This is a genomic window from Paraburkholderia silviterrae (assembly GCF_004353915.1).
Lineage (GTDB): Bacteria > Pseudomonadota > Gammaproteobacteria > Burkholderiales > Burkholderiaceae > Paraburkholderia > Paraburkholderia silviterrae.
This window is the reverse complement of sequence record NZ_SMRP01000022.1, coordinates 13,843-36,128: the sequence shown is the minus strand read 5'-3', so window position 1 is coordinate 36,128 and position 22,286 is coordinate 13,843. Positions and strand designations below refer to the sequence as shown.

Genomic DNA, 22,286 nt, shown 5'->3' with positions numbered 1-22,286 from the left:
TTGAATTGGTACAACGTACAGATGTGGAATTCGAGGTCGACGGCAACGTCAAGCTGCGCGGCTGGCTCTATGTGCTACCAGGCGCTGGGCGACGTCCCGCGATCACGATGGCGCATGGCTATGCCGGCGTGAAAGAGCACGGCCTCGATCCCTTTGCCCAAGCCTTCGCCGAGGCCGGTTTCGTGGTCCTGCTGCACGACCATCGCGGGTTCGGCGCCAGTGAAGGCACGCCGCGCCACGACATCGATCCCTGGCGCCAGATCGCCGACTGGCGACGCGCAATCAGCTATCTGGAAACCCTGGAGGTCGTGGACCCGCAGCGCATCGGCTTGTGGGGCACCAGCTATGCCGGGGGACATGCCATCGTGCTCGGCGCGACGGAGCGGCGGCTGCGTTGTGTAGTCTCACAGGTTCCGACCATCAGCGGCTATGAGCAGGGCCTGCGCCGGATTGCGCCCGAGAATGTGGGCGCAATCGAAGAAGCCTTTTCCGACGACGAGCGCGCACAACAGCGCGGCGAGCCGCCTCGCCGCCAGGCGATTGTCAGCGCCGACCCCGGCATTGCGGCGTCGTATCGCGCCAAGGATGCGATCGACTTCTACCTGCAGCCGCTGCCCGAGGGCGCCTGGCAGAACGACGTCACGGTCCGCTCCACGCGTGCGGCTCGCATGTATGAGCCGGGGCACTGGATTGCCCGCGTTTCGCCGACTCCGCTGCTGATGGTCGTGGCCACGCGAGACACCATCACGCTGACCGACCTCGAGCTTGCCGCGTACGAACGCGCACTGCAGCCCAAGCGCCTCGTGACCATCGAAGGCGGCCATTTCGATCCGTATCTTTCCATGTTCAAGCAGTCGAGCGAAGCCGCCGTCGAGTGGTTCAAGCTCCACCTGGGCTAATCCCCGCATCCACGGACAAAGGTTTTCCATGGCTCATTTGACTGTCCATTTCGACGATCGCATTGCAACCATCGTCCTGAATCGCCCGCCTCAGAATCGCATCGACGATCAGATGATCGATGAGCTCGCCGCCGCGGTGAGCGCCATCGAGCGCAGCGACGCACGGGTTGTCGTCGTGCGAAGCGAGGGCAAGGACTTCTCGTTCGGCGGCGACATCATGACGTGGCCCGATGCGGACGTTCGCGAACTTCGCGCCCGCTTCGAGTACTACCTGTCTGTCTTCAATCGCTTCGAGCGGCTTGCGTTGCCGGTGATCGCAGCGGTGCAAGGCTTGTGCTTCGGTGGCGGGTTCGAGCTGGCGCTGCGCGCCGACATGATCTTTGCCGCGGAGTCGGCCACGTTTGGGCATCCTGAGCAAAGCCTTGGGATCGTTACGATCCTGGGTGGCATCTACCGCGTGGCCGAGCGCGCCGGGCGCTCACGCGCTGCCGAGTGGGCGATGACGTCCGAGAAGGTTCCGGCCGCCACGATGGCCCATTTCGGCATCGTGAATCGCGTGGTCGCCGACGACAGCCTTCTGCAGGAAACGCTGGCTTTCGCGGAGAAAGTGGCTCGCGGCCCCACGCGCGCGTATGCGGCCCACAAAGCCCTGCTGCGCGCCTGGGCGGTGGGTGGCGTATCGGCGGCCGACGAAGCGATGTTCGATATTGCCATGCCGCTGTTCGAAACCGACGATGTCCGACGCGGCCTGAGCTCCGCCGTGGATGCCCTCAACGCGGGCCGGGCGCGACCGGTACTGGAGTTCAAGGGGCGCTAGCGGGATGAACGCGGTTTGCGGTTTAATGATGCCTCCCGTTACGCGGAGGCACATCATGGACCGCATCGCCGCTATGAACGCATTCGTCCGCGTTGTCGAGGCCGGGACATTCACGAAAGCGGCCGACACGCTGGATTTGCCCAACTCGACGGTGACGCGGCTGATCCAGCAACTGGAAGACGATCTGAAGGTCCGCTTGCTGCACCGCACGACCCGCGTCATTACCGTTACGCCCGAAGGCGCGACCTATTACGAGCGCGTCGTGCGCCTGCTCGCCGATCTCGCCGATATCGAGTCGTCGACCAAACAATCGCGCGCCAAACCCTCGGGAAAGATCCGGGTCGTTACGCCCGCAGCCATTGGCGCGCTCGTGGTCGTACCCGCACTCGCCGACTTCTATCGACTGTATCCCGATGTCGACATCGAGCTCGACATTGGCAACAGGCACATCGATCTGGTCGCGGAAGGCATCGACTGTGCAATCCGAGCTGGGGAAGTGGACGCGCAGTACCTTGCTGCGCGCCCAATAGGCGAATTTGGCTTCACGACTTGCGCGACGCCCGAATATTTGCGGATTCACGGCAAGCCCCATTCCCCCGACGATTTACGCGCGCAACCGACTGTCGGGATGGGCTCGGCTCGCGATGGGCGGTCGCTACCCTTTCAATTCTCCAAGGATGGGCAAGAGCACGAGTTGGCGCTGAATCACAAGCTGGTGGTCAACGACACTAACGCCTATTTGGCCGCGGGGCTGGCCAGCCTGGGGATCATTCAGGCACCGACGTATTGCGTGCGTGAAGCCGTCGAGCGCGGCCAGCTGATCCCCGTGCTGGAAGACTGGGACCAGAGCCTTGTTCCCGTGCACGTGCTTTATGCACCCAATCGGTATCTGAGCGCGAAGGTCCGCGCCTTTATCGACTGGGTGATCGAATTGTTCGAGCGGCACGAATACTTGCGCCGCCACTGATGGCTACGCCATCGCCCGCTCCACATCGACTCGTTTGCGGCTCGTTTGCGCCTCGTTTGCGCCTCGATACGCCCGGCTCACGCAGTGGTGCAACGCAGCGAATCCCGGATCATGAACGACGCACCCTCTGCCCACGGTGGCGCATAGGGTGTAGTGTTTACGATTGCGCGGGTGCCTCCCGTTGAAGAGGCGCTGTGACTGGAGACAGGAGACGAACTTGCCAAACGCTTCCACTGAATGGTCGATCGAACAGGTTCCCGCAAGCGATCGAACCGACGCCTGGCAAGATGCGCTGAGCCGCAGCTACCAGGAATGGCAGGTGCCGCAACGATTGCCGGCAACGTTCTACGCGCGCGTGAGGCGACACGACTTTGCAGGCGCCGGGATTGTCGAAACGATATGCGATCCTTGCATTGGGCAAAGGACGCGCCGCCAGCTAAGTCACGACGACGCCTTGTATGTCGGCGTCCAGTTGACCACTAGCGGCCGTGAGCGATTCAGGATGGGAGATTCCGGCGTCGAGGTCACCTCAGGCGACCTGGTCGTCTGGACGACCGATCAGGTGGTGCAGTTCGAAGTGCTTGAACGGCTCCACAAGGTGACGCTGATGATCCCGTGGTCGCTGATGCGCGAACGCCTGCCGGAGCGCAAGCAACCGCCTTCGGGTGGCAAGATTGAAAGCCGCAGCGGCGTGGGTTTGCTGCTCGCCGTTCATCTGCTCGCCCTGTCCAACCAGATCGAGACGCTCGATCAAAGCGTGCAGGGTTCCGTGAGCCGGTCCACGCTCGAGCTGCTTGGCATTGCCCTCTCCGGGCTGCAACCGTCGAGCGCTTTCGATGCGAGCGCAGCGATGCTGCGACGCGTTCAGGACTTTATCCTCCAGCATCTTCATGAGGAGGATCTGAATCCGACGCGCATCGCCGAAGCGAACCATATCTCGCTGCGATATCTGCACATGCTGTTTCAGCGCAGCGATATGACCGTATCCGGCTATATCCTCAACAGTCGCCTGCACGCGTGCAAACAGGCGCTCACCGACCCCGCCTTCCAGAGGCTGCAGATCTCCGAGGTTGCATTCCGCTGGGGCTTCAATTCAGTCAGCCATTTTTGCCGGACGTTCAAGGAGCGCTACGGGGTCTCGCCCAGCGACGCGCGCCGTGCTGCGATTGTCTAAACCGCTGCGCGTCGGCCTGTCGATTAGCACTGCAATCTGGCGTTCAAACGCTACGCCAGATAACGCAACGCCCACCCTCAATGCGTCTACGCATACTCGGCGGAAAGCTCACGCCCCACGCGAATCAGCGATTGGGTCAATTCCAGAATTCGCTTCGCTTCGCGCTTGCCGACCTTTTCCTCGAACCTCGTCTGCACAGCACGCCAAAGAGGAATCGCGCGCTCCAGCGTCTTGCGTCCGTTTGCAGTCACGCTGACGATACGTTCGCGCCGGTCCTCTCCCACCACGACCTGAATGAATTTATCGCGCTCGAGAGGCTTCAAATTGCGTGCGAGTGTCGTTCGATCCATGGCGATCTGGTCCGCGAGTTCGCCCATCGACACTTCTTTCGCCGACGCGACGTTGGCAAGGATCGAAAACTGCGTGACGCGTAGCCCGCTCGGCCGCAGGGCATCGTCATAGGCGAGCGATACGGCCCGCGTCGCGCCCCGGAGTGACGCACAGTTGCAATGCATTAGTTCCACCTGGACTTCCTCACTTTAGAGCCGGACACCCATCCAGCCGAGCACGACGATAGCAGATTGTTTATCGCCAGGTAGTCAATCTGCAGACGGAAACAGGGCGCCATCGTGGCGCCCTGTGAGCCTCGCACTCAATTAGCGCGCTGCGAAGCGAGATTGCGCAGCACTTACTTCAGCGTTCTACAGCGCTTCGAGCGCCACCGCAATGCCCTGGCCACCACCGATGCACAACGTCACGATACCGCGCTTGATGCCGTCACGCCGCATGGAATGAACCAGGCGAGTCGTCAATACGGCACCGGTCGCGCCAATGGCGTGCCCGTGCGCGATTGCACCGCCTTCGACGTTGACCAGTTCTTCGTCGATACCGAGTTGCTGCAAGACCGCGAGCGGCACGGCGGCAAACGCTTCATTGATCTCGAAGCGCTGCACGTCGCTCAGCGACCAGCCGGCACGCGCAAGCGCCATGTGCACCGCGGGCACGGGGCCCAGTCCAAACATGCCAGGTTCGACAGCCGCCACGCCGTAGGACACGATCCTCGCGATCGGCTCGATTCCATGGGCCTCAGCGTACTGCCGCTCGGCCACCACCATCGCCGACGCACCGCTATTCAACCCGGGGGCGTTGCCGGCCGTGATGGTGCCATCGGGGCGAAACGCCGGGCGCAGCTTCGCAAGCGCCTCGAAGGTCGTATCCGGACGCGGCTGCTCGTCACGCTCGAACTTGACAGCCTGCTTGCGCCCTTCGATCTCCACCGCCACCAGCTCGGCGTCGAATGCGCCTCGCGCTTGAGCCGCTGCAAAGCGCTTTTGCGAGCGCTCCGCCCAGCGGTCCTGCCGCTCGCGGGTAATCTCGAGCTTCGCAACGAGGTCTTCCGTGTGCCACCCGGAATGCTGGCCGGAGAATGCATCGACAAGACCGTCCGTGAGCATGCTGTCGATGATCTCGACATTGCCCATGCGCTGCCCCCAGCGGCCGCTGCCGAGCAGATACGGCGCGCGGTCCATGTTCTCCATGCCGCCGGCCACAGCAACGTCGCCGAATCCGAGCCAGATTTCCTGTGCGGCATTCACAATCGCCTGCGCACCCGATCCGCACACGCGATTCACGCTGAGTGCCGGCACCGCCACCGGCACGCCACCGCCAACGGCCGCCTGACGCGCGGGGTTCATACGGTTGCCGGCCTGAATGACGTTGCCCATCACAACGGACGCCAGTTCGGCAGGATCGATCTTGCTGCGACGCACCGTTTCGCGCACCGCGGCTGCGCCCAGCGTGGTCGCCGGCACATCTTTCAACGCTCCGCCGAACGCCCCGATTGGGGTTCGAACGGGATTGCAAATCACTACTTGTCGAGCACTCATCGTCAACACTCCTTTCGAGGATTCGGCGTATATGCACGCTTTTTTGGATCGTACCACACCGTAATTCAAAACGTACTCGCTGCGCCTCGCCCCCTTCCGGACGCCAGGCGCAGCGTTTCAGTTCGCGCTTGCGTTCAATGTGCCGCAGCGGCAGCGTCACTTCCGGCGGCCGACTTGCCCGGCCTCTTCGTAATCCAGATCAGCGGGATGATGATGATCATCACCAGCGCGGAGCCATAGAAAACGTCGTTCAACCCCATCATTGCCGCCTGTTTCTGAACCACCTGATCGAACAGTGCGTACGAGGCTCCTTGACCGAGATGGAGCAGCGAATGATAGGCGTCCAGTTGCTGGTTGAACATCGGATTGGTCGCGCTCGATTGCTGCGTCAGGATCTCGTGATGAAGAATCGTTCTGTTGTTCCAGATGACGTTCGCGATCGAGGTTCCGATTCCGCCAAAGAACATCCGTGCGAAGGTCGAGAGACCGGCCGCCGCGGGTATCTTCGCAGGCGGCTGCCCCGACAGGATGATGACCGTCAGCGGTGCGAAGAAAAGCGCCATCGGGATGCCTTGCAGCAGCGTCGGCAGGATGATGTAGCCTTCGCTCAGGTCCGTGTAGAAGAACGAGCGCATGTAGTACACGATGGCGAAGCCAACGAACGCACAGGTGCCGATGATGCGGGCGTCCGAGCGCGGCAGGATCTTGCCCATGATCGGCGCGCCTATTACCGCGAAGATGCCCAGTGGCGCAGTGGCCAGCCCCGCGTCCACGGCCCGGTAGCCCAGGTACTCCTGCATCCATTGCGGAAGCAACACGAGCGTCCCGAAGAAAATCCCATACACCACAGCGATTGAAACGGTTCCACCGAGGAAATTACGCTGCTTGAACAGTGTCAGGTCCACCACCGGATTCTTGTCCGTGAGCTCCCAGATGATGAAGAGCGCAAGCCCCACTGCTGCCATGATCGCCAGAACGATAATCGTGTTCGACGAAAACCAGTCCAGATCCTTGCCCTTATCCAGCATGACCTGAAGCGACGCCACCCACACAATCAGCAGCAGCAAGCCGACCATGTCAACCGGCAGCTTCTTGCGCGGCGTATCGCGGTGGCGGTAGAGCGCCCATACGCCCCCTGCAGCAAGCAGTCCCACAGGAATATTGATGTAGAAGATCCACGACCAGCTGTAGCTGTCGGTCACCCAGCCGCCCAGCGCGGGACCCACGATCGGGCCGGTGACGACGATCATCGAGAATAACGACAGTGCCAGCGCCGACTTGGCCTTTGGCCATGAGCTGAGCAGCAGTGCTTGCGACATGGGAATCAGCGGTCCGGCCACCGCCCCCTGAAACACGCGTGCCATCAGCAGGATGGGAAGCGTTGGTGCGACGCCGCACAACCACGATGCAAAGACGAACAGCAGAATCGACCCGACGAACAGGCGCACCTGCCCCAACCGTTGCGTCAACCAGCCGGTCAACGGGATCGATACCGAGTTCGCGGCGGCAAACACCGTGATCACCCACGTTCCCTCGTCGCCGGAGACGCCCAGGTTACCCGAGATGGTTGGAATGGCGACGTTGGCGATCGACGAATCGAGCACGGTCATGAAGCCCGCGAGGCCCACGCACAGCGAGCCGAGCGCGAGAGCTGCCCCCGTGAGGGGCGGATGTTCCTGATGACTGGTAGTCATGGCAATCCAGAGATGAGTGGCAGTCCTTACTGCCTGGTTAACCGTCAGGCCGAATGGTTCGTCATGGCCGCGTCAGTCGTTTGCCTTGATGATGCTGGCAATCGCCGCATTGGCTTCGTCGCCGTAGTGGACGAATACGCTGGTCTGGTAGGTCGACGTGGAGCCCGCACCGAGTTGCGCGCCGCTTGCGTCTTTGGTGTTGACGTCGACGTTCATCGAGAGGCCGACACGCAGCGGGTGTTTCTGCAGCTCATCGACCGGAATTTCGATCCGCACCGGCAGACGCTGAACCACCTTGATCCAGTTGCCCGTTGCATTCTGGGCGGGCAGCAGCGCGAGCGCTGAGCCCGTGCCCGGCGTGAACCCGACCACCTTGCCGTGATACACGGTCGACGAACCATAGACGTCCGCCGTCAGCTCCACCGGCTGCCCCACCCGGATGTGACGGAGCTGCCATTCCTTGAAATTCGCATCCACCCACACCTGATTGAGCGGCACCACCGACATGAGCGGCGTACCGGGCGATACGCGCTGCCCGACTTGCACCGTGCGCTGCGCAACATAGCCCGTCACCGGAGCCGGCAGCGTCGTACGCGAATAGGCAAGGTAAGCGTCCCGCACCCGTGCCGCGCTTGCGAGGACGTCCGGATGCTGATCGACCGTCGTGTTCGCCGTGAGCGCGCGATTGGCGCCGAGCTTGTGCGTGGCGGCATCGAGCGCGGCCTTCGCGTTGTTGACGGCGTCGCGTGCATGCGAGATGTCTTCTTCCGAAACCGCCCCCGTGACGCCGGTTGCGAGACGGCGGCGCAGATCGTCCTGTGCCTTGTTCAGGTCGGACTGGCGTTGCGCGATTTCCGCACGGTACTGGTCGTCGTCGGCATACAGTCCATGCACGCGGCGCACCGTCTGCCCGAGGTCGGCTTCTGCCTGTTGCAGGGCAATCCGCGTATCGGCGGGGTCCAGTTGCACGACGGGCTCGCCCGTCTTGACGATCTGCGTGTTGTCGGCATTCACCGCCACCACGGTACCCGTGACCTGTGGCGTGATCTGAACAACGTTGCCGTTCACATAGGCGTCGTCGGTGTCAACGTGATAGCGTGCAACGAGCTCGTAGTAGGCGCCATAGGCGACCCCGGCAACGGCCAGCGACGCTACCAGCGTGGCAAGCAGAAATTTGCGCTTTCCGCCCTTTTTCTTTTCTTCGTTGTTCTCGTCGTTTTCGATTTTCACAGCAGGTTGATTCTGGTTCATGGATGCTCTCCGACAAAGCTTGGCCTACGTCACCGATCGATGACGCATAACGGTTTAAAGGGGGAATTTCAGCGGTTGGGATGCAGGGCAGACAGCGTCGTATCCGGCGTGCCCGATCGCGTTGCGAGGTCGGTTTTCGTGGCGTCGAATCCGCCACCCATCGCCTTGATCAGCGCAATCTGCTGGTTGCGCCGATCCATTTGCAGGTTCGCCACGGCCTGATCGGCGGCGAGACGGTTATCGTCTGCATTCAGCACCTGGAGCTGCTCGTTCAAACCGGAACGGTAGCGCACGGCCGCGAGCTGGTATGCCTTCGTCTGCGCATCGAGTGCGGCTTGCGCATCCACGAGCTGCTTGTCAGTAGAACGAATCAGCGTGACCTGCGTGGCAACCTCGGACAGCGCGTTGATTAGCGTCTTGTTGTAGTTCGCCACGTTGTAGTCGAAGTCGGCGTAGCGGCCCTTCAACTGCGAGCGCAGCGCGCCGGCATCGAAAATCGGCAGGTGAATGGCCGGGCCCGCCTGGATCTGCCGGCTGCCGGCCGTCAGGAAGCGGCCCCAGCCGAAAGCGTCCAGGCCCAGCGACGCCGAGAGGTTGACATCGGGGAAAAATTCGGCCTTCGCTTCCTTCACGCCATGTGCCGCGGAGTCGACTTGCCAATACGCTGCAACGAGGTCTGGGCGGCGCGAAATCAGATCCGCCGGCAGGTTGTCGGGCAACGAAACGGCCGCGCCGGTGCCGAGCGTGGGAACAGCGATAGCGAGTCCGCGATCAGGGCCCGCACCGAGCAGCGCGGCAAGCTGGTAGCGCACCGTCGTGATTTGTCCGTCGAGACTCGTCACGCTCGAACGAATGGTCGCAGTGTCGCCATTGGCCGTTTCACGTTCCACGTTCGTGTCCAGACCGGCATGGACGCGCCCGTTGGTAATCTGCTCGATATCTTGCCGGTTCTTCAGTTCGTTCGCGGCGATATCGCGCAGTGCATACAAACGCGCAAGCTCGTTGTAGGTCGTGGCGACCGAGGTGGCGAGCGTAATGCGCACCTCCTCCATTTCGGCCTCGGCCACGTTCTCGTCGGAGATGGCCCCCTTCAGCTTCTGGTGATTTTTTCCCCAAAAGTCGAGATCCCAGGAAGCGCCGGTCAACAAGGTGTTCTCGCTTTCCCAACTGCCGCCAATCGGCGACGGATAGACGGTGTTCTCCGAGTAGAGATTGCGTTGCCACGAATAGCTGGCGCTTGCATTCGGATAGAGCGTCGACTTCGCACTGCCTGCATACGAAGCCGCCTTGTCGACGCGAGCGCGCGCTTCATCGATGCTCGGATTGCCTTTCAGCGCTTCGTCAATCAACTTCGGCAGTTGCGGATCGCCAAACTGCTCAGACCAGTCGAGCGAAGGCCATTGCCCGCCTTCAGTCGGCAAGCTCTGCTGCGTTTCATATTTGGCCGGCGGCTCGATCTGGTGATCGCTCTTGATGCCCGCGTAGTTGACGCAGCCCGCCAAAGTCAACGCCGCCGCAGCAGCTAGCGGAGACAGCCAGGTACCCAAATTTCTGGACGAACGATGAGCCTTCGTCTTGATTTCCATTTTTTCAGCATCCATATCTGTCGCATGCCTTCGCATGTGGTTAGGTGTATGTACACAGAATAGTGTGCGGCCTGTACGCCATCAACGATCCCCAGGACACAAGATTGTTGCAAACTGCGGATCCATTTCCCTGCCGGAGAAGCCAAAGCGTGCAACAGAGCGACAGCCAGCCGTTCTGATTGTCACTGTCCTGTGGCGAAGACCATTGGGTTGATCTGCCGGCAGGGTTTCCGGGACGCGCAATGCTTGCCGGAAGCGGCACGAGGAGTGGATTACTGGGGCGTACGGCGAGATTGACGTGCCGGCCTGCTCCCTGGCTGGCGGCCGGGCGCGAGTCGAATGCTTTTCGCTATTCCGTTCGCGTACCGGCGCTTCGGCGCCTGCTAGCGCGCGGTGTGGTCGCCCGTGATTCTGAAGAGCTCCAGCCGCAGCCGGGCAGCCTCCTGCTCGCCAAAACTCGTTTCGAAGCTGGCCTGCGCGGTGCGCCAATGCCCGACGGCCTCAGCCAGCTTCGCTGCGCCGGCCGCAGTGATATGCAGCCTGAAGCGGCGCTTGTTCCCCGGCTCGGCGGACTCGCTAACGAGTCCGCTGCGCTGCAACGGCTTGAGCGTGCGAATCAGGGTTGTTCTGTCCATGACCATCGCATCGGCCATTTCCAGCATGGTCAGTGCCGGAGCACGACCCAAAGTGCTCAAAATACTGAACTGGGTCGGCGTAATGCCCACTTCGGAGAGGTGACGCTCGTACAGCTTCGAGATGTGCCGGGCAGCTTGCCGGACAGCGAAGCAATCGTCGGCATAGAGGGAGAGAGTATCCATGGCGACAGAATATCTATGTCGAATCCGACGAACCATCCTGTCGATGGCATCAATTTATCGCTTCCGTGACAACGATATTGTTGCGAAAGTGCGCGAGCCGCCATTCAGAAACAAGCCGAATGTTTTCTGCCGCCATGACTCGCACGCCCCATCGCACCGGTGACGCGGTGCAACAAGGCGAACGAACGCGGCGATCGAGGGGAATGCGGTATCGAAAACGGCTGGATCAGACGTAGTGGCCCGACTTCTCGAGCACTTCGATCTTGTAGCCATCGGGGTCCTGAACAAAAAAGTAACGTGCGAGCAGTTGATCCCCTTCCTTGAACTCCTTTACAAGCGTTGGCTCGAATCCGAGCGCCGCAAAGCGGGTCCGCTCCGCTTCGAGCTCGGAGACCGCAACCGCCACATGCCCGTAACCATCGCCGTGGGTGTAAGCCTGCTCGCGGCCCTTGTTCCACGTAAGTTCGATTTCGAAATCGTTTTCGGCGTTGTGCAGGTAGACCAGGGCGAAGTCCGGGAAGTCGAGCCGGTAGCTTTCGGTCAGCCCGAAAGCATCGCGGTAGAACTCGAGCGACCGGCCGAGTTCCCGGACCCGAATCATGGTATGAATCAGCTTTGCCAATTTATTCAATCCTTGCAGAATTGCGCGACGCGCCATTCGACGCGCCGGCAAGCATTAAGCGGACAGCGAAGTGAAGGTCTGGACGGAAATCTTTCCGTTCTTGATGACAAGCGTATCGGTTGCCAGCATGACCCAGGGCTTCGCCTCCCATGCGAAGTAAGCCACTTCGCGGGCAATGCATTGGCTCACGATCTTGAATGCCGGCCAGAACGCGGGATCGGCACCGTCGAGGAATCCCTTGAAGAAGCCACGGATCTCGTCGAGCCCTCGATAAACCTTCTGCGGCGTGGCCAGTACCGAGGTCTCGTCGTAGTCGCTCAGGATGGCATCGAGGCCCTGCGCGAACGCCCCAAGATGATGTTCAAAGACCCGCTTCGTTGATTCCTCGATTTGCGCGGTAGTTTCCGTCATGGAAATCGACTCCTCAAATGATTGGGGTCACACTCGCCTGCCGCGCGTGCGAACCCCGCTGACCATCAGCCGGCGTATGCCCGCTGCGCCTCATCCCACGTGACAACGACGATCGGGCTGCCGTCCTCGCGGATAAACGACAGCGGACCGAGAAAGGTCATATAGAACTCGCTGTCCACGGGGAAATACGTTTTGTCGTGCCGGGCGTTGGCCGACTCGTAACCGTAAGCCGGGGCGACAACGGTGTCCCCGCCGTGCTCCTTCCCGCCACGCACGTCCATCCTCCCCTTCGTCAACAGATACTCGCCCGGTCCCACGTGAAAATGGGCGTTGAAGGACGATCCAGCGGGGCAGTCGAAGATGGCGGTCCACGCGCCCATTTCGGGTGACGCATGCAGCATCTTCCAGCGAATGCCACCTTGCGAAAGCGCATCGGGAAATGGCTTCCACGGAATCTCGTCAATCTGAACCGCCTCTTCGTGGACCTTCTCTTTGATTTCCATCTTCGTCTCCTGGGTAGTCGAGTCGGCGTTCATAAGGGGTGAAAGTATTGCGCCGATGAGACAAAGATAGGCCACCCGCCCGCTCAGCAATTGCTCTGGAGCGCAAGCCCGCTTGCCTCGCAGCGCATAGCTGCTGATGCCGGCCCCTGGCCCGGGATGGCCCGAATGCACCTTGCGGCAACGACTCGTGCACGGACAAGCAAACGCGGCGCACGGCGCGTTGCTACTCTGCCTGCCATCGGCTTCCTCAATGGGTGGATAGCCATACGCAAGGAGCAATCATGCCGCTGATCGACTTTACTTTTGCAGAAGGTTCGTTGAGCCCGGACGCCCAAAGCCGTCTGGCCGACAAGATGTGGTCCACCGCGCTACGCTGGGAAGGCATCGAAGTCAACGAAACAACAGGCTCGGTTGCCTGGGTCTATTTCGACGAACGCCCGCGCAGTCATATCACCGTCGCCGGCCGGGTGCCCGGCCAGAATATTTACCGGCTCAACGTGCGCGTCATGACAGGGTTCATGGACCAGGCTCGCATCGACAATCTCACTCGCGATTTAACCGCGTCGGTACTTGAAGCAGATGGATCGAAGGGCGATGGCAGCGGGCCGAGAGTCTTCTGCATCGTCGAGGAGATTCCGAGCGGAACGTGGAGCATCGACGGGAAGACGTGGACCACGGTCTTCACCGCCCAAGCCCTGGGGCTCGATAGCGCGCGCATTGCGGCCATGGAAAAGGCAGTGGCATCGAGGCCTCGCATCGATGTTCCACATGATGTGAAGTAGCCGCGAATTGCCGTCTACCACTTGCCTACCTGCCAGGCCGAGGCGCCAGCCTCGCCTGACCGGGCACTCAAGCGGGCGGCACGCCGCGCATCGTCAAGCGCAACAGGATGGCGTGCGCGAGCGTGTTCTGTGGTGGCCTGCGCCGTCGACGTAGCTAACTATGATGTGAAGCGACAAGTCTCGAACACGCTGATCAACGCGCTGCGCATCCCGCTCAACGCGTGGGGTTAGCGCGACTCCGCGGCAAACCAGCATCAATGTGTCCGCCAGCGCTTCAGGATTCAGCACGCCCGCTGAGTTGGCAAGCGTGACCAGCAACGCTCGAAATGATCGTTCGTGCTCCCACAGATTGAAGCTGAACGGATGGCCTTGGCCTATGGCTTGCGATGCCAAAACCTTGATTGATGACGTCGATAGACGTTCGACCACTAGACCGACCATGACATCCACGACACGATCACGTTGATCCAGACAGGACTGCTGATCGATGCACGATGCCATCGCATTCCATCGATTACGTTCACGCTGGCACAGCTCCTCAACGCACGCCTCGAGCAGTGCCTCTCGCGAGCCGAACGCACGATAGATCGCCATCTTGTGAAGTCCAGCGTGTCTGGCCAGGCGGGTAAGGCTCACCGATTCGAGCCCCTCCTCGCCCGCCAATGCTACGGCCGACTCAAGAATGGCCTTGCGCGCCTCAATGGCAGACATCCGCGGTCTCATGCCATCACGATTCCGGATTGAATCTGCACTGTCATCACTCATTTCACTCCGATGCAGCATGACGTGGTTGCCTGGATCGAACGCCTGTGGCCTGCCAGCGCCAGGCAGTGCTAGAAGCAGTGCTAGCGCGCAATGTAGATCGGCGGCGAATAGGAGCTGTACGTCACTTCGGCCCGCCGAGTTTCGTTCGATTGGCCGCCGACGCCCGATCGGTCATTGCTGGCCGCAATCGGCTGGGCTTGCCGAGACGAGGCACCGAGGTCTTGACTCGCGTCGCCGGCGGCCGTCTGAACCGGGACCGTGTGCTGCGGCTGTACCTGGAGGCTGTCCGCCGTAGAAACGGACTGTGCGTTCGCGAGGACAGGCATCGTAAAAATGCCTGCCACGATAACCATGCTTGCTGCTAGTTTCACCGTAATCCCCTTCGGATATAGCCTGAAAATCCGCCGCAACCTGGGTGTGCGCGACGTCAAATCAGATTAAGGCAGGACGGGTGAAACATAAATGACGGGAAGCAAACAGATTGTTGTCGGGATTCGTTCCTGTAGCGCTACGGGTGAGATTCGAAGAAAGCCGTCGCGTGGTCAATAAACGCCCGAACTTTTGCAGGCATCAGGGTCCTCGTCACATAGGCAAGCCGCAGCTCAATGGCGCTTTCGGCCAACTCAAAATCTTCCAGCAGCCGCACAAGTCGCCCGGAGGCCAGCTCATCACGTAACAGCGCTTCCGGCAGCACCCCCAAGCCAAACCCTTTGCGGACCATCTCGCGGTTGAACATCGGGTTATTGGAGGCAATGTCGAACTTCAAGGGGATCGAAATTTCCTCCTCTCCGACCTTGAACGCCAGCGCTGGCTTCCTGATCGACGGAGAAAACGCCACAAAAACATGCTCGGCGAGGTCTGCGGGCTCACTTGGCCGCCGATGCTTCTCAAGATACTCCGGCGAGCCCACGATGACCTGCGGAACGCGTTCCAGCAGTTTCGTCACCGTCGTGTCGCTGGTGAGCATGTAAGGCACGACGATCCCCAGGTCGTAGCCATCGGCAACCAGATCGACGGGGCGCTCGATGAGCGTGACTTCCAGGACGACCTTGGGGTTTTGCACCTTGAAGCTGGCCAGAAGCGGCACCAGAAGATTGACTGTGGCCGTCGTATGCGCGACCAGGCGTAACACGCCCGTGGCCTCTTTGGCCTCGTTGAACGTCTCCGCCTCGAGCGCATCGAGATCGTCGAGGATCCGGACACACCGCTCGTAAAATCGCTCGGCGGTTTCCGTCATCGAGATTTGACGGGTGGTCCGATGAAACAGCCGGCCCCCCAAGCGCTGCTCCAACGCGGCAATGGCCCGGGACACGACTGGCGTCGTCACGCCCAGCGTGTCGGCGGCCCGAGTGAAGCTGCGCGCCTCGACGACGGTACGAAACACCCGCAACGATTCAACGTAGTCCATGACCATCCGCCTCGTTTGAAAGTATTTCGTAATGAAATGCCTACCGCGCCATCTGCAATATACACATAACGGCGTGACGATCGAACGCCAATTCCCTCCGTTTGCTCAGCACCGCGGCCCGCGGGCACGCCGCGCGTCGCCAATTGAGCGATGCCACCGGGTCGCGTTTTGCGCACTGCGCAAATCGGCTTCACGCGAGCTGGTCGCCCAGCTCAGCACGCCCAGCCAGCCCGTCACCGTCCAACCCAGCAGCAGATTGAACAGGAATATTCTCGCCGCTTGCTCCTTCATCCTTCGTTGAGCGATCATCGACGGCGTAAAGTAAGCGACAGCAACGAAAGCCAATAGAACGTACGCAATGACTGAACGCATCTGATACCTCGACCTGAATCATTTGATGACTGATTCTATGTCGGCCTCCTCGCGGATTGAACCTCAGGCCGGGCACCAGAGTGTTGTGCAATTTGGCAAGTTCAATAGCACCCCATTTCGCGGGAAGACGCTAGAAACGGTGCCTCACACCCACAGTCGCCGCGACTTGATAGCGGGAGTTCGTTCCTGTCGCGCCGCCAATATTGTTGATGGCTGCCACCAGCGCGCCGTTCAGCGCCTTTTGATACACCACAGCCCCGTATAGATCGGTGAGCTTGCTCATCGAATAGATCAAGCCACTGTTGAACTGGAGCCAGTGAGGATGCGGGCCGTCGCTGACGCCGGGCATCGACGATGCGCCGCCCACGTTGCCAACGCTATAGATGACGGCCACCCCGGCTTGCAAGGCAGGCGTAAACCGATACCGGCCGTTGACTTCGTAGTTGCCAATCGAGAAGTTGGTGTGATCGCTATAGCGCAGCTTTACAAAGGTATATGCACCGCCCAGCGTAAATTTATTCACCTCGTAGGCAATACCGGCGCCTGTGATGTCCTGGGAAGTCACGGGCCGCGTGTAGAAGATCGACGTCGTGTTCGAGTAGTCCCCCACGACGGCACCCGAGGTATTGCTGCCGCCGGTGACGCCGGCCGAAGGGCTACTGAGATGGAAATGCGCGACGCCCACCGAAAGCGAATTGCGCGCGTAGCTTCCGCCGACACTCCATGCCCGATTGTTCTGGAAGCCCTCTCCATCTGCGCCGGCTGCCTGGTTGCTGAACGCGTAAAGTCCGCCAAGCGTGAACCCGGCGAAATTCGCGCTCTCGAACTTGACCGTATTGTTCAGCCGGAAAGTGGTATAGAGATTGTCGACGTCGCCGACGTGAGCGCCGTACTGCGTACCCCATTGCCGCGACGACACCAACGGGCCAACGAAATCCACGAGCGGCTCGTACTGGCGCCCCAGCGAAAACGTGCCAACCGCGTTGTTCTGCAACCCTACGTAGGCCTGCCTTCCAAACAGACGGGAACCTTGCAACATGGTGCCGTTTGCCACGCTGAAGCCGTTTTCGAGCACGAAGACGGCTGCATTGCCCCCGCCAAGATCTTCATTGCCGCGCAATCCCCAGCGTGAGGGCACGCCAACTCCGGTCGTTTCCTGAAATTTGCTGGAACCTGATCCACCCGCGTGGGTCGCGACGTTGTTGACATAGCTGAGCCCGGCATCCACGATGCCGTAGAGCGTCACACTGCTCTGCGCCAGCGCGAAGGCAGGTGTCGCCCCGGCAATTGCCATAGACAGAACCCGTATCCGGTTCTTTCCCATCATCTTCATAGATCTCCTTTTCATACGGATGCCTTATTATTTTTATCAGAGGTAGTCTTCGTTGATTGTTCCAGCGCGATCTTCGATGCTAGACCTCAGTCGCCTGAATGTTTGACTTCATTCGCCGTGCGATCAGAGGAATCCCGGCAACCAGCAGAACCGCCGAAATAGCCTGAACCGCACCCGCCGTGATAAATCCGCTTGCATAACTTCCCGAGAGGTCCCGAACGTAACCGGTCAACCATGGCGTGAGGAAACCCGCGAGGTTCGAAATCGAGCTGATGAGCGGGATAGCCAGCGCGGTTTCGCCCGTTTTCAGGAACCGCGTGGGAATTTGCCAGAACAACGACACACCGGCACCGGTTCCCGCAATGGCGAGCACGAGCGTGCAGAACGTCGTCGTGCGATTGCTGTGCCACGCAAAGACCAGCACCATCAAGCTGATCACGCTAACCAGCGACGCAATCGCGCAAAACCAGCGGTTATCGCGATATCGACTCGCGAAAGTCGAAAATGCGATGTTTCCGGCCGCGCCGAGCAGGCAGATTGCCGCAATTGCATTTCCGATTTCGCGATATCCGCCAAAGCCCGCTTCATGCAGGATGGTCGGCATGAAGAATCCCAAAGCGGAATTCGCGGTCAAAATGCAGAAGTAGATTCCGGCAAGCATCCACAGCATCGGGTTGGCAAAGAGCGCAGACGACTGGCTGGAAGCGGGAGCAAACTTCTGCCGGTCTTGCGCGACGCTCTGCAAAATCATCTCGCGTTCGCGAGCGGACAACCAGCGGGCGCTAGCGGGTCCATCGGGCAGCACAAACGCTGCCACGCAGCCGAGCAACACGGTGGGAACGGCCTGCAGCACGAACATCCACCGCCAGCCGGCGAGGCCCAACACCCCGCTCATGTGCTCGAGCACGAAGCCGCCGCTCAATCCAACCGCAATGGTCGAGCAAATCGCCGCGGAATGAAAGATGCTGAAATTGCGCGTACGGCGTTGCGTCGGAAACCACTCGTTGAAGTAGAGAATGACACCGGGATAGAATCCCGCCTCGAACGCACCGAGAAGAAAGCGAAGCGCGTAGAACACCGTGGGTGAGCTCACGAACATCATCGCGATACTCGTCATGCCCCAGCCGATTGCGATTGCCGAGATTACGGTCCGCGCGCCCCACCGTTGCTGGAGCGCCGTGCTCGGCACGCCCATCACGACGTAGCCCAGGAAGAACAGCCCTGCGCCGAGTCCGTACGCCGTTTCGCTAAAGTGCAGATCGGACAGCATCTGAAGCTTCGCGAAGGCAACATTGGCGCGGTCGACCCACGCCAGCATCCACAAGCAAAAGAGAAGCGGAATGATGCGCCACTCCGACGACAAAAACGCCTTGCTCAGCTCACGGTCCGATTGACCGACCGGTTTCGCTGCATCTGTTTCCAACAGCACGCTCATGGGTTCGTCTCCAGGCACAAATGTCCCGATCTTTTGCCAGGATCACTTGAAAATTTGTCCGTCCGGGTGTTGCCCGGACGGACACTCTCTTATTCCCACATTGCAGGAAGGACTTCGCTGCGGCTTTCGCCGAAGCCGATGCTCGCGAAACCGGCACGCTCGCACCAGCCGCTCATGACAACCGCGTCCCCGTCTTCGAGGAATGAGCGCGTCTCGCCTGTGTCGAGCTCGACGGGCGACTGGCCGGCCCGAGACAGCTCGATCAATGCGCCGGCCTCCGAAGCAGTCGGCCCGGAGATGGTTCCACTCCCCAGCAAGTCGCCTGAGCGGAGATTGCACCCACCGATCGTGTGGTGCGCAACCATCTGCGCGATGCTCCAGTACTGGTGGCGGAAACTCGTGCGAGAAAGACGGCTGGCGCGCTTCCCGCTGCGCCGTGCGTCCGCCGTCTCGAGCGCCACTTCCAGCTGGATGTCGAATGCCGCTTGGTCGGGCAACGCCTGCGAGGAGAGGTAGTCGAGCGGCTGCGGGTCTCCCTCGGGTCGAGCCAGGGCCGTGCGAAACGGCGCGAGCGCGTCCATGGTGACGATCCACGGAGAAATCGTGGTAGCGAAATTCTTGGCGAGAAACGGTCCAAGCGGAACCGACTCCCACGTTTGAATATCGCGCGCCGACCAGTCATTGAGCAGGCAGAGTCCAAACACGTGCTCATCCGCCGACTCAACGGGAATGCGCGTCCCCTGCTCGTTACCCACGCCAATGAAAATGCCCAATTCCAGTTCGTAGTCGAGCCGGGCGGACGGTCCGAGTTCAGGCTCGCGCTTTCCAGCCGCAAGGCGCTGCCCAACGGGCCGTCGCACAGGCTGCCCCGACAATCCGATGCTCGACACCCTGCCGTGGTAAGCAATCGGCATCCACTGGAAATTCGCCGACAACGAGCCATCTGGGCGCATCAATTTGACGATGTTGCGCGCGTGATCGACAGACGTATAGAAGTCCGTGTAGTCACCAATCTGTGCCGGTAGCGCGTACTCGACCTCATTGCGCGGCACCAGACAGGCTGTGAGCTCATCGATCGAAACTCCGGTGCGTGCCGTCGCATCGCCCGCCTTGAACCATGCGAACAGCGCATGGCGCAAGGCGCGCCATGCATCCGGCCCCAACGCGAAGAACGCGTTCAGCGTGGGCTGCGCGCACGCGCTGGCAGCTTGCGCTGCCATGCCGGAAAGGCCACCGAGCGTCGCCACTGCATCGAGGTCGATGACGTAGTCGCCCAAAGCGACGCCCCCGCGAAATGCCTCCGCCGTGCCCGCGCGACGAAACACGGCGAACGGCAGATTCTGCAGGGGGAACGCACTTTGAGGCGCATTGGCCGATTCGACCCAACTCCTCGCGCCGATGTCGTGCGTATGATCAAGGCGCATCGAAGTCCCCGCGCAGGCTGCGGCGGCTCAACAGAATCCGGCGCTCGCGCAGTTCCTGAATCAGCGCAGGATCGACGTTCCGCTCGGTCAGCAATTCAATATTGTGCTCGCCCTGAAATGCGGGAATTCCGGGTGCCGGCAAGGTCGCGCCACTGAAGCGCCACGGCGAGCCCGGCATACGCATCGTTCCGCCGTTGCGGTCGTCAACCTCCACGATCGCCCCCCAATCCGCGGCCCATTCGGATTCCGCCAGTTCATTTGTAGTACGAACGACGCCGATTGCGAGTCCCTGTTCGCTGACCTGTGCCTGCAGTTCTTCCAGGTCGGTGAAAGTCAGAATCCACGCCCGCACTTCCGCCAGCAGCGCGTCCAGGTTCTGTCGACGAAGATGGGCCGACGCGAACCGGGGATCGAGCAGCAGATCGGTGCGGCGCATCATCGAACAGAAACGCACGAACATGGGCGAGTAGATCGGGCTGGCCGCGATCGTGACGTGGCGGCCATCGGGCATGCGGAAGATATGCGATTCCGTGGCGCTCAACGCGGGGGGCTCGCCGTTGGTGTCCACTCCGGAGAGCTGCGCGCCTGCACGCTCGTTGACAGCGAGCATGGTCGCGGCCATCGAGACGTCCACGTGCTGGCCTTCGCCCGTCCGGTTCCGATGTTGCAGGGCGGCGAGAACGGCGATGACGCCATGCAGGCCCGTATAGACGTCGGCATGGCTGCACGCGTCGTTCTTCATGTCGTCAGGGCCGAACTCATAGTGCTCGCGCAGAATGTCGGTCAGCCCCGTTTCCGCCTGTACGGTAGGCGCAAAAGCCGGGCGGTTGCGCCATGGCCCAGTCTGGCCATAACCGCTCATCGAAACGTACACGACGGCAGGATTGAATTCGCGCACCTGCTCATAGCCGAGCCCAAATCGGGCGAGCGTGCCCGGCCGAAAATTCTCGACAATGATGTCGGCCTCGCGGCACAAATCCGTGACGATGGCTCGAGCCTCGGGCCAGTTCAGGTCCAGGCTGAGATTGCGCTTGCCCGCGTTCTGCTGCGCGTAATAGACGGACATCGTCCCAATGTGAGGTACGCCGCCACGGCCCGTGTCGCCGCCCGGCGGCTCGATCTTGATCACCTCGGCGCCAAGATCGCGCAGCGTCTTCGTGCACAGCGGTCCCGCCAGCACGCGCGTGAAATCGATAACCTTCATTCCGTCGAGAGGAGCACCCATGATCAGTTCCCCTCGAAAATGGCCGCGCCCGGGCCCGACTTTGCGAATGCTTCAAGGCCGCGCTTTTGATCGGCACTGGCCCACATCGCGTTGCTGATTTCGGTCTGCCGGGCATCGGCACCCGCAATCCCGTGGCGCGCCGAAAGATTGGCCAGCGTCTTGATCCCCTTGAGCGCAACCGTTGGGCCGGCGGCCAGCTGGCGCGCCCAGGACATCGACACAGCCTGCAACTCGGATTCGGCCGTCACGAGGTTGATGACGCCCCATCGCTCCAGCGCCACGGGGTCGTGACGCCGGCCGAACATGGCGATCTCCTTCGCGCGGGCCGGGCCCGCGCGCTGGACGACACGCTGCACGCCCCCGAGCAGCGGCAGCAGGCCGAGGCTCGCCTCGGCCGCGGCAAAGAACGCGGTGTCGGCTGCCACGATCATGTCGCAGGTGAGCGCCAATTCGAATCCACCGCCCAGAGCGCCGCCGTGAACCGCGGCAACCGAGGGCAACGGAACGTTCTCGAGCGCGTCGAGCAGCTCTTCGAGGGCAGCCTGATCGCGGCGACGGGCACCGCCCGTGAATCCAGCAACGTCGGCGCCAGCACAGAAGTGACGCATGCCGCTGCGCAACAGGATGGAACGGCAGCCTTCATCGACAGCCTTGCCGTAGGCCGCGAGAAGGTCATTCAAGAAGTTATTCTCGATCAGGTTATGGGGCGGCTTCGACATCGTGACGACGCCAACCGCGCCGTCCTTTTCAAACTCGACAGTGCTCATCTCTCGTCCTGCATCGTGGCCCGACGCCATGTCGGGCGGGGTGGTTGAAACGCTCGAAAAAATACATAGGATGCCGAAACGGCATACGAAGCTTCAGCGCTGAAACCGGGTTTCCTGAAATCGCCCCGGTGTTCAGTCATCGGTTCA

22 protein-coding genes are annotated in these 22,286 nt (G+C 61.2%); 5 read left to right on the top strand and 17 right to left on the bottom strand.

Annotation, left to right across the window (positions count from 1 at the left end):
• Positions 1-5: 5 nt before the first annotated feature.
• The 4 genes from EYW47_RS30590 to EYW47_RS30575 all read left to right on the top strand — a co-directional run bounded on the left by EYW47_RS30590 (position 6) and on the right by EYW47_RS30575 (position 3,857).
• Positions 6-899: an alpha/beta hydrolase gene (locus tag EYW47_RS30590; RefSeq protein ID WP_133198630.1), complete on the top strand. Its 894-nt coding sequence runs from the start codon at positions 6-8 to the stop codon at positions 897-899.
• A gap of 28 nt (positions 900-927) precedes the next feature.
• Positions 928-1,716, top strand: coding sequence for an enoyl-CoA hydratase/isomerase family protein (locus tag EYW47_RS30585; RefSeq protein WP_133198555.1), 789 nt, complete (start codon positions 928-930; stop codon positions 1,714-1,716).
• Positions 1,717-1,771: 55 nt separating this feature from the next.
• Positions 1,772-2,683, top strand: coding sequence for a LysR family transcriptional regulator (locus EYW47_RS30580; RefSeq protein WP_133198554.1), 912 nt, complete (start codon positions 1,772-1,774; stop codon positions 2,681-2,683).
• 217 nt (positions 2,684-2,900) lie between these two features.
• Positions 2,901-3,857 (top strand): helix-turn-helix domain-containing protein, encoded by a 957-nt coding sequence (locus EYW47_RS30575; RefSeq protein WP_133198553.1) that lies wholly within the window; start codon positions 2,901-2,903, stop codon positions 3,855-3,857.
• An 86-nt stretch (positions 3,858-3,943) separates the two neighbouring features.
• Here the strand turns inward: EYW47_RS30575 and EYW47_RS30570 are convergent, their stop codons facing one another.
• From EYW47_RS30570 to EYW47_RS30530, 9 genes are all read right to left on the bottom strand, one after another.
• Positions 3,944-4,372, bottom strand: coding sequence for a MarR family winged helix-turn-helix transcriptional regulator (locus tag EYW47_RS30570; protein WP_276322968.1), 429 nt, complete (start codon positions 4,370-4,372; stop codon positions 3,944-3,946).
• A 186-nt stretch (positions 4,373-4,558) separates the two neighbouring features.
• Complete coding sequence (locus EYW47_RS30565; protein WP_133198551.1) at positions 4,559-5,743, bottom strand: thiolase family protein; 1,185 nt, start codon at positions 5,741-5,743, stop codon at positions 4,559-4,561.
• 134 nt (positions 5,744-5,877) lie between these two features.
• Positions 5,878-7,437, bottom strand: a complete 1,560-nt coding sequence (locus EYW47_RS30560) for a DHA2 family efflux MFS transporter permease subunit (RefSeq protein ID WP_133198550.1) — start codon at positions 7,435-7,437, stop codon at positions 5,878-5,880.
• A gap of 72 nt (positions 7,438-7,509) precedes the next feature.
• Positions 7,510-8,688: an HlyD/EmrA/EmrK family protein gene (locus EYW47_RS30555; RefSeq protein ID WP_133198549.1), complete on the bottom strand. Its 1,179-nt coding sequence runs from the start codon at positions 8,686-8,688 to the stop codon at positions 7,510-7,512.
• Between the two features lie 68 nt (positions 8,689-8,756).
• A complete protein-coding gene (locus tag EYW47_RS30550; protein WP_133198548.1) occupies positions 8,757-10,274 on the bottom strand; it encodes an efflux transporter outer membrane subunit in 1,518 nt (505 codons plus the stop codon).
• Between the two features lie 383 nt (positions 10,275-10,657).
• On the bottom strand, positions 10,658-11,092 hold the full coding sequence (locus EYW47_RS30545; RefSeq protein WP_133198547.1) for a MarR family winged helix-turn-helix transcriptional regulator: 435 nt from the start codon (positions 11,090-11,092) through the stop codon (positions 10,658-10,660).
• A 226-nt stretch (positions 11,093-11,318) separates the two neighbouring features.
• A complete protein-coding gene (locus tag EYW47_RS30540) occupies positions 11,319-11,714 on the bottom strand; it encodes a VOC family protein (protein ID WP_133198546.1) in 396 nt (131 codons plus the stop codon).
• Positions 11,715-11,768: 54 nt separating this feature from the next.
• On the bottom strand, positions 11,769-12,125 hold the full coding sequence (locus EYW47_RS30535; RefSeq protein ID WP_133198545.1) for a nuclear transport factor 2 family protein: 357 nt from the start codon (positions 12,123-12,125) through the stop codon (positions 11,769-11,771).
• Positions 12,126-12,190: 65 nt separating this feature from the next.
• Entirely contained in the window at positions 12,191-12,628 is a 438-nt protein-coding gene (locus EYW47_RS30530; RefSeq protein WP_133198544.1) for a cupin domain-containing protein, read from the bottom strand.
• Positions 12,629-12,909: 281 nt separating this feature from the next.
• On the opposite strand from EYW47_RS30530, the gene EYW47_RS30525 reads away from it, so the two are divergent.
• Positions 12,910-13,410, top strand: coding sequence for a hypothetical protein (locus EYW47_RS30525; RefSeq protein ID WP_133198543.1), 501 nt, complete (start codon positions 12,910-12,912; stop codon positions 13,408-13,410).
• A gap of 93 nt (positions 13,411-13,503) precedes the next feature.
• Here EYW47_RS30525 and EYW47_RS30520 read toward each other — a convergent pair whose 3' ends face one another.
• The 8 genes from EYW47_RS30520 to EYW47_RS30485 all read right to left on the bottom strand — a co-directional run bounded on the left by EYW47_RS30520 (position 13,504) and on the right by EYW47_RS30485 (position 22,139).
• Positions 13,504-14,121 carry a TetR/AcrR family transcriptional regulator gene (locus EYW47_RS30520; protein ID WP_165976720.1) on the bottom strand — a complete coding sequence of 206 codons (618 nt, stop codon included), beginning with the start codon at positions 14,119-14,121 and terminating at the stop codon, positions 13,504-13,506.
• A 562-nt stretch (positions 14,122-14,683) separates the two neighbouring features.
• Positions 14,684-15,583 carry a LysR family transcriptional regulator gene (locus EYW47_RS30515; RefSeq protein WP_133198541.1) on the bottom strand — a complete coding sequence of 300 codons (900 nt, stop codon included), beginning with the start codon at positions 15,581-15,583 and terminating at the stop codon, positions 14,684-14,686.
• 105 nt (positions 15,584-15,688) lie between these two features.
• A complete protein-coding gene (locus tag EYW47_RS30510) occupies positions 15,689-15,955 on the bottom strand; it encodes a superinfection immunity protein (protein WP_133198540.1) in 267 nt (88 codons plus the stop codon).
• Between the two features lie 130 nt (positions 15,956-16,085).
• Complete coding sequence (locus EYW47_RS30505; protein WP_165976719.1) at positions 16,086-17,288, bottom strand: porin; 1,203 nt, start codon at positions 17,286-17,288, stop codon at positions 16,086-16,088.
• A gap of 79 nt (positions 17,289-17,367) precedes the next feature.
• Positions 17,368-18,723 carry an MFS transporter gene (locus tag EYW47_RS30500; RefSeq protein WP_133198538.1) on the bottom strand — a complete coding sequence of 452 codons (1,356 nt, stop codon included), beginning with the start codon at positions 18,721-18,723 and terminating at the stop codon, positions 17,368-17,370.
• Positions 18,724-18,812: 89 nt separating this feature from the next.
• Positions 18,813-20,147 (bottom strand): fumarylacetoacetase, encoded by a 1,335-nt coding sequence (gene fahA, locus EYW47_RS30495; protein WP_133198537.1) that lies wholly within the window; start codon positions 20,145-20,147, stop codon positions 18,813-18,815.
• The gene (locus EYW47_RS30490; protein WP_133198536.1) at positions 20,137-21,372 is read right to left on the bottom strand and encodes a CaiB/BaiF CoA transferase family protein; all 1,236 of its coding nucleotides are present in this window, start codon (positions 21,370-21,372) and stop codon (positions 20,137-20,139) included. Before EYW47_RS30490 ends, fahA begins: the two co-directional genes overlap by 11 nt.
• Positions 21,373-21,374: 2 nt before the next feature.
• Positions 21,375-22,139 (bottom strand): enoyl-CoA hydratase/isomerase family protein, encoded by a 765-nt coding sequence (locus tag EYW47_RS30485; RefSeq protein WP_133198535.1) that lies wholly within the window; start codon positions 22,137-22,139, stop codon positions 21,375-21,377.
• Positions 22,140-22,286 lie beyond the last annotated feature (147 nt).

Excerpts from the sequence above, each read along its gene's own strand:
- EYW47_RS30585 (WP_133198555.1), top strand. The coding sequence starts at position 928 with ATGGCTCATTTGACTGTCCATTTCGACGATCGCATTGCAACCATCGTC.
- EYW47_RS30580 (WP_133198554.1), top strand. The coding sequence starts at position 1,772 with ATGGACCGCATCGCCGCTATGAACGCATTCGTCCGCGTTGTCGAGGCC.
- EYW47_RS30570 (WP_276322968.1), bottom strand. The coding sequence starts at position 4,372 with ATGCATTGCAACTGTGCGTCACTCCGGGGCGCGACGCGGGCCGTATCG.
- EYW47_RS30565 (WP_133198551.1), bottom strand. The coding sequence starts at position 5,743 with ATGAGTGCTCGACAAGTAGTGATTTGCAATCCCGTTCGAACCCCAATC.
- EYW47_RS30560 (WP_133198550.1), bottom strand. The coding sequence starts at position 7,437 with ATGACTACCAGTCATCAGGAACATCCGCCCCTCACGGGGGCAGCTCTC.
- EYW47_RS30555 (WP_133198549.1), bottom strand. The coding sequence starts at position 8,688 with ATGAACCAGAATCAACCTGCTGTGAAAATCGAAAACGACGAGAACAAC.
- EYW47_RS30550 (WP_133198548.1), bottom strand. The coding sequence starts at position 10,274 with ATGGAAATCAAGACGAAGGCTCATCGTTCGTCCAGAAATTTGGGTACC.
- EYW47_RS30545 (WP_133198547.1), bottom strand. The coding sequence starts at position 11,092 with ATGGATACTCTCTCCCTCTATGCCGACGATTGCTTCGCTGTCCGGCAA.
- EYW47_RS30535 (WP_133198545.1), bottom strand. The coding sequence starts at position 12,125 with ATGACGGAAACTACCGCGCAAATCGAGGAATCAACGAAGCGGGTCTTT.
- EYW47_RS30530 (WP_133198544.1), bottom strand. The coding sequence starts at position 12,628 with ATGGAAATCAAAGAGAAGGTCCACGAAGAGGCGGTTCAGATTGACGAG.
- EYW47_RS30525 (WP_133198543.1), top strand. The coding sequence starts at position 12,910 with ATGCCGCTGATCGACTTTACTTTTGCAGAAGGTTCGTTGAGCCCGGAC.
- EYW47_RS30520 (WP_165976720.1), bottom strand. The coding sequence starts at position 14,121 with ATGTCTGCCATTGAGGCGCGCAAGGCCATTCTTGAGTCGGCCGTAGCA.
- EYW47_RS30515 (WP_133198541.1), bottom strand. The coding sequence starts at position 15,583 with ATGGACTACGTTGAATCGTTGCGGGTGTTTCGTACCGTCGTCGAGGCG.
- EYW47_RS30510 (WP_133198540.1), bottom strand. The coding sequence starts at position 15,955 with ATGCGTTCAGTCATTGCGTACGTTCTATTGGCTTTCGTTGCTGTCGCT.
- EYW47_RS30505 (WP_165976719.1), bottom strand. The coding sequence starts at position 17,288 with ATGAAGATGATGGGAAAGAACCGGATACGGGTTCTGTCTATGGCAATT.
- EYW47_RS30500 (WP_133198538.1), bottom strand. The coding sequence starts at position 18,723 with ATGAGCGTGCTGTTGGAAACAGATGCAGCGAAACCGGTCGGTCAATCG.
- fahA (WP_133198537.1), bottom strand. The coding sequence starts at position 20,147 with ATGCGCCTTGATCATACGCACGACATCGGCGCGAGGAGTTGGGTCGAA.
- EYW47_RS30490 (WP_133198536.1), bottom strand. The coding sequence starts at position 21,372 with ATGGGTGCTCCTCTCGACGGAATGAAGGTTATCGATTTCACGCGCGTG.
- EYW47_RS30485 (WP_133198535.1), bottom strand. The coding sequence starts at position 22,139 with ATGAGCACTGTCGAGTTTGAAAAGGACGGCGCGGTTGGCGTCGTCACG.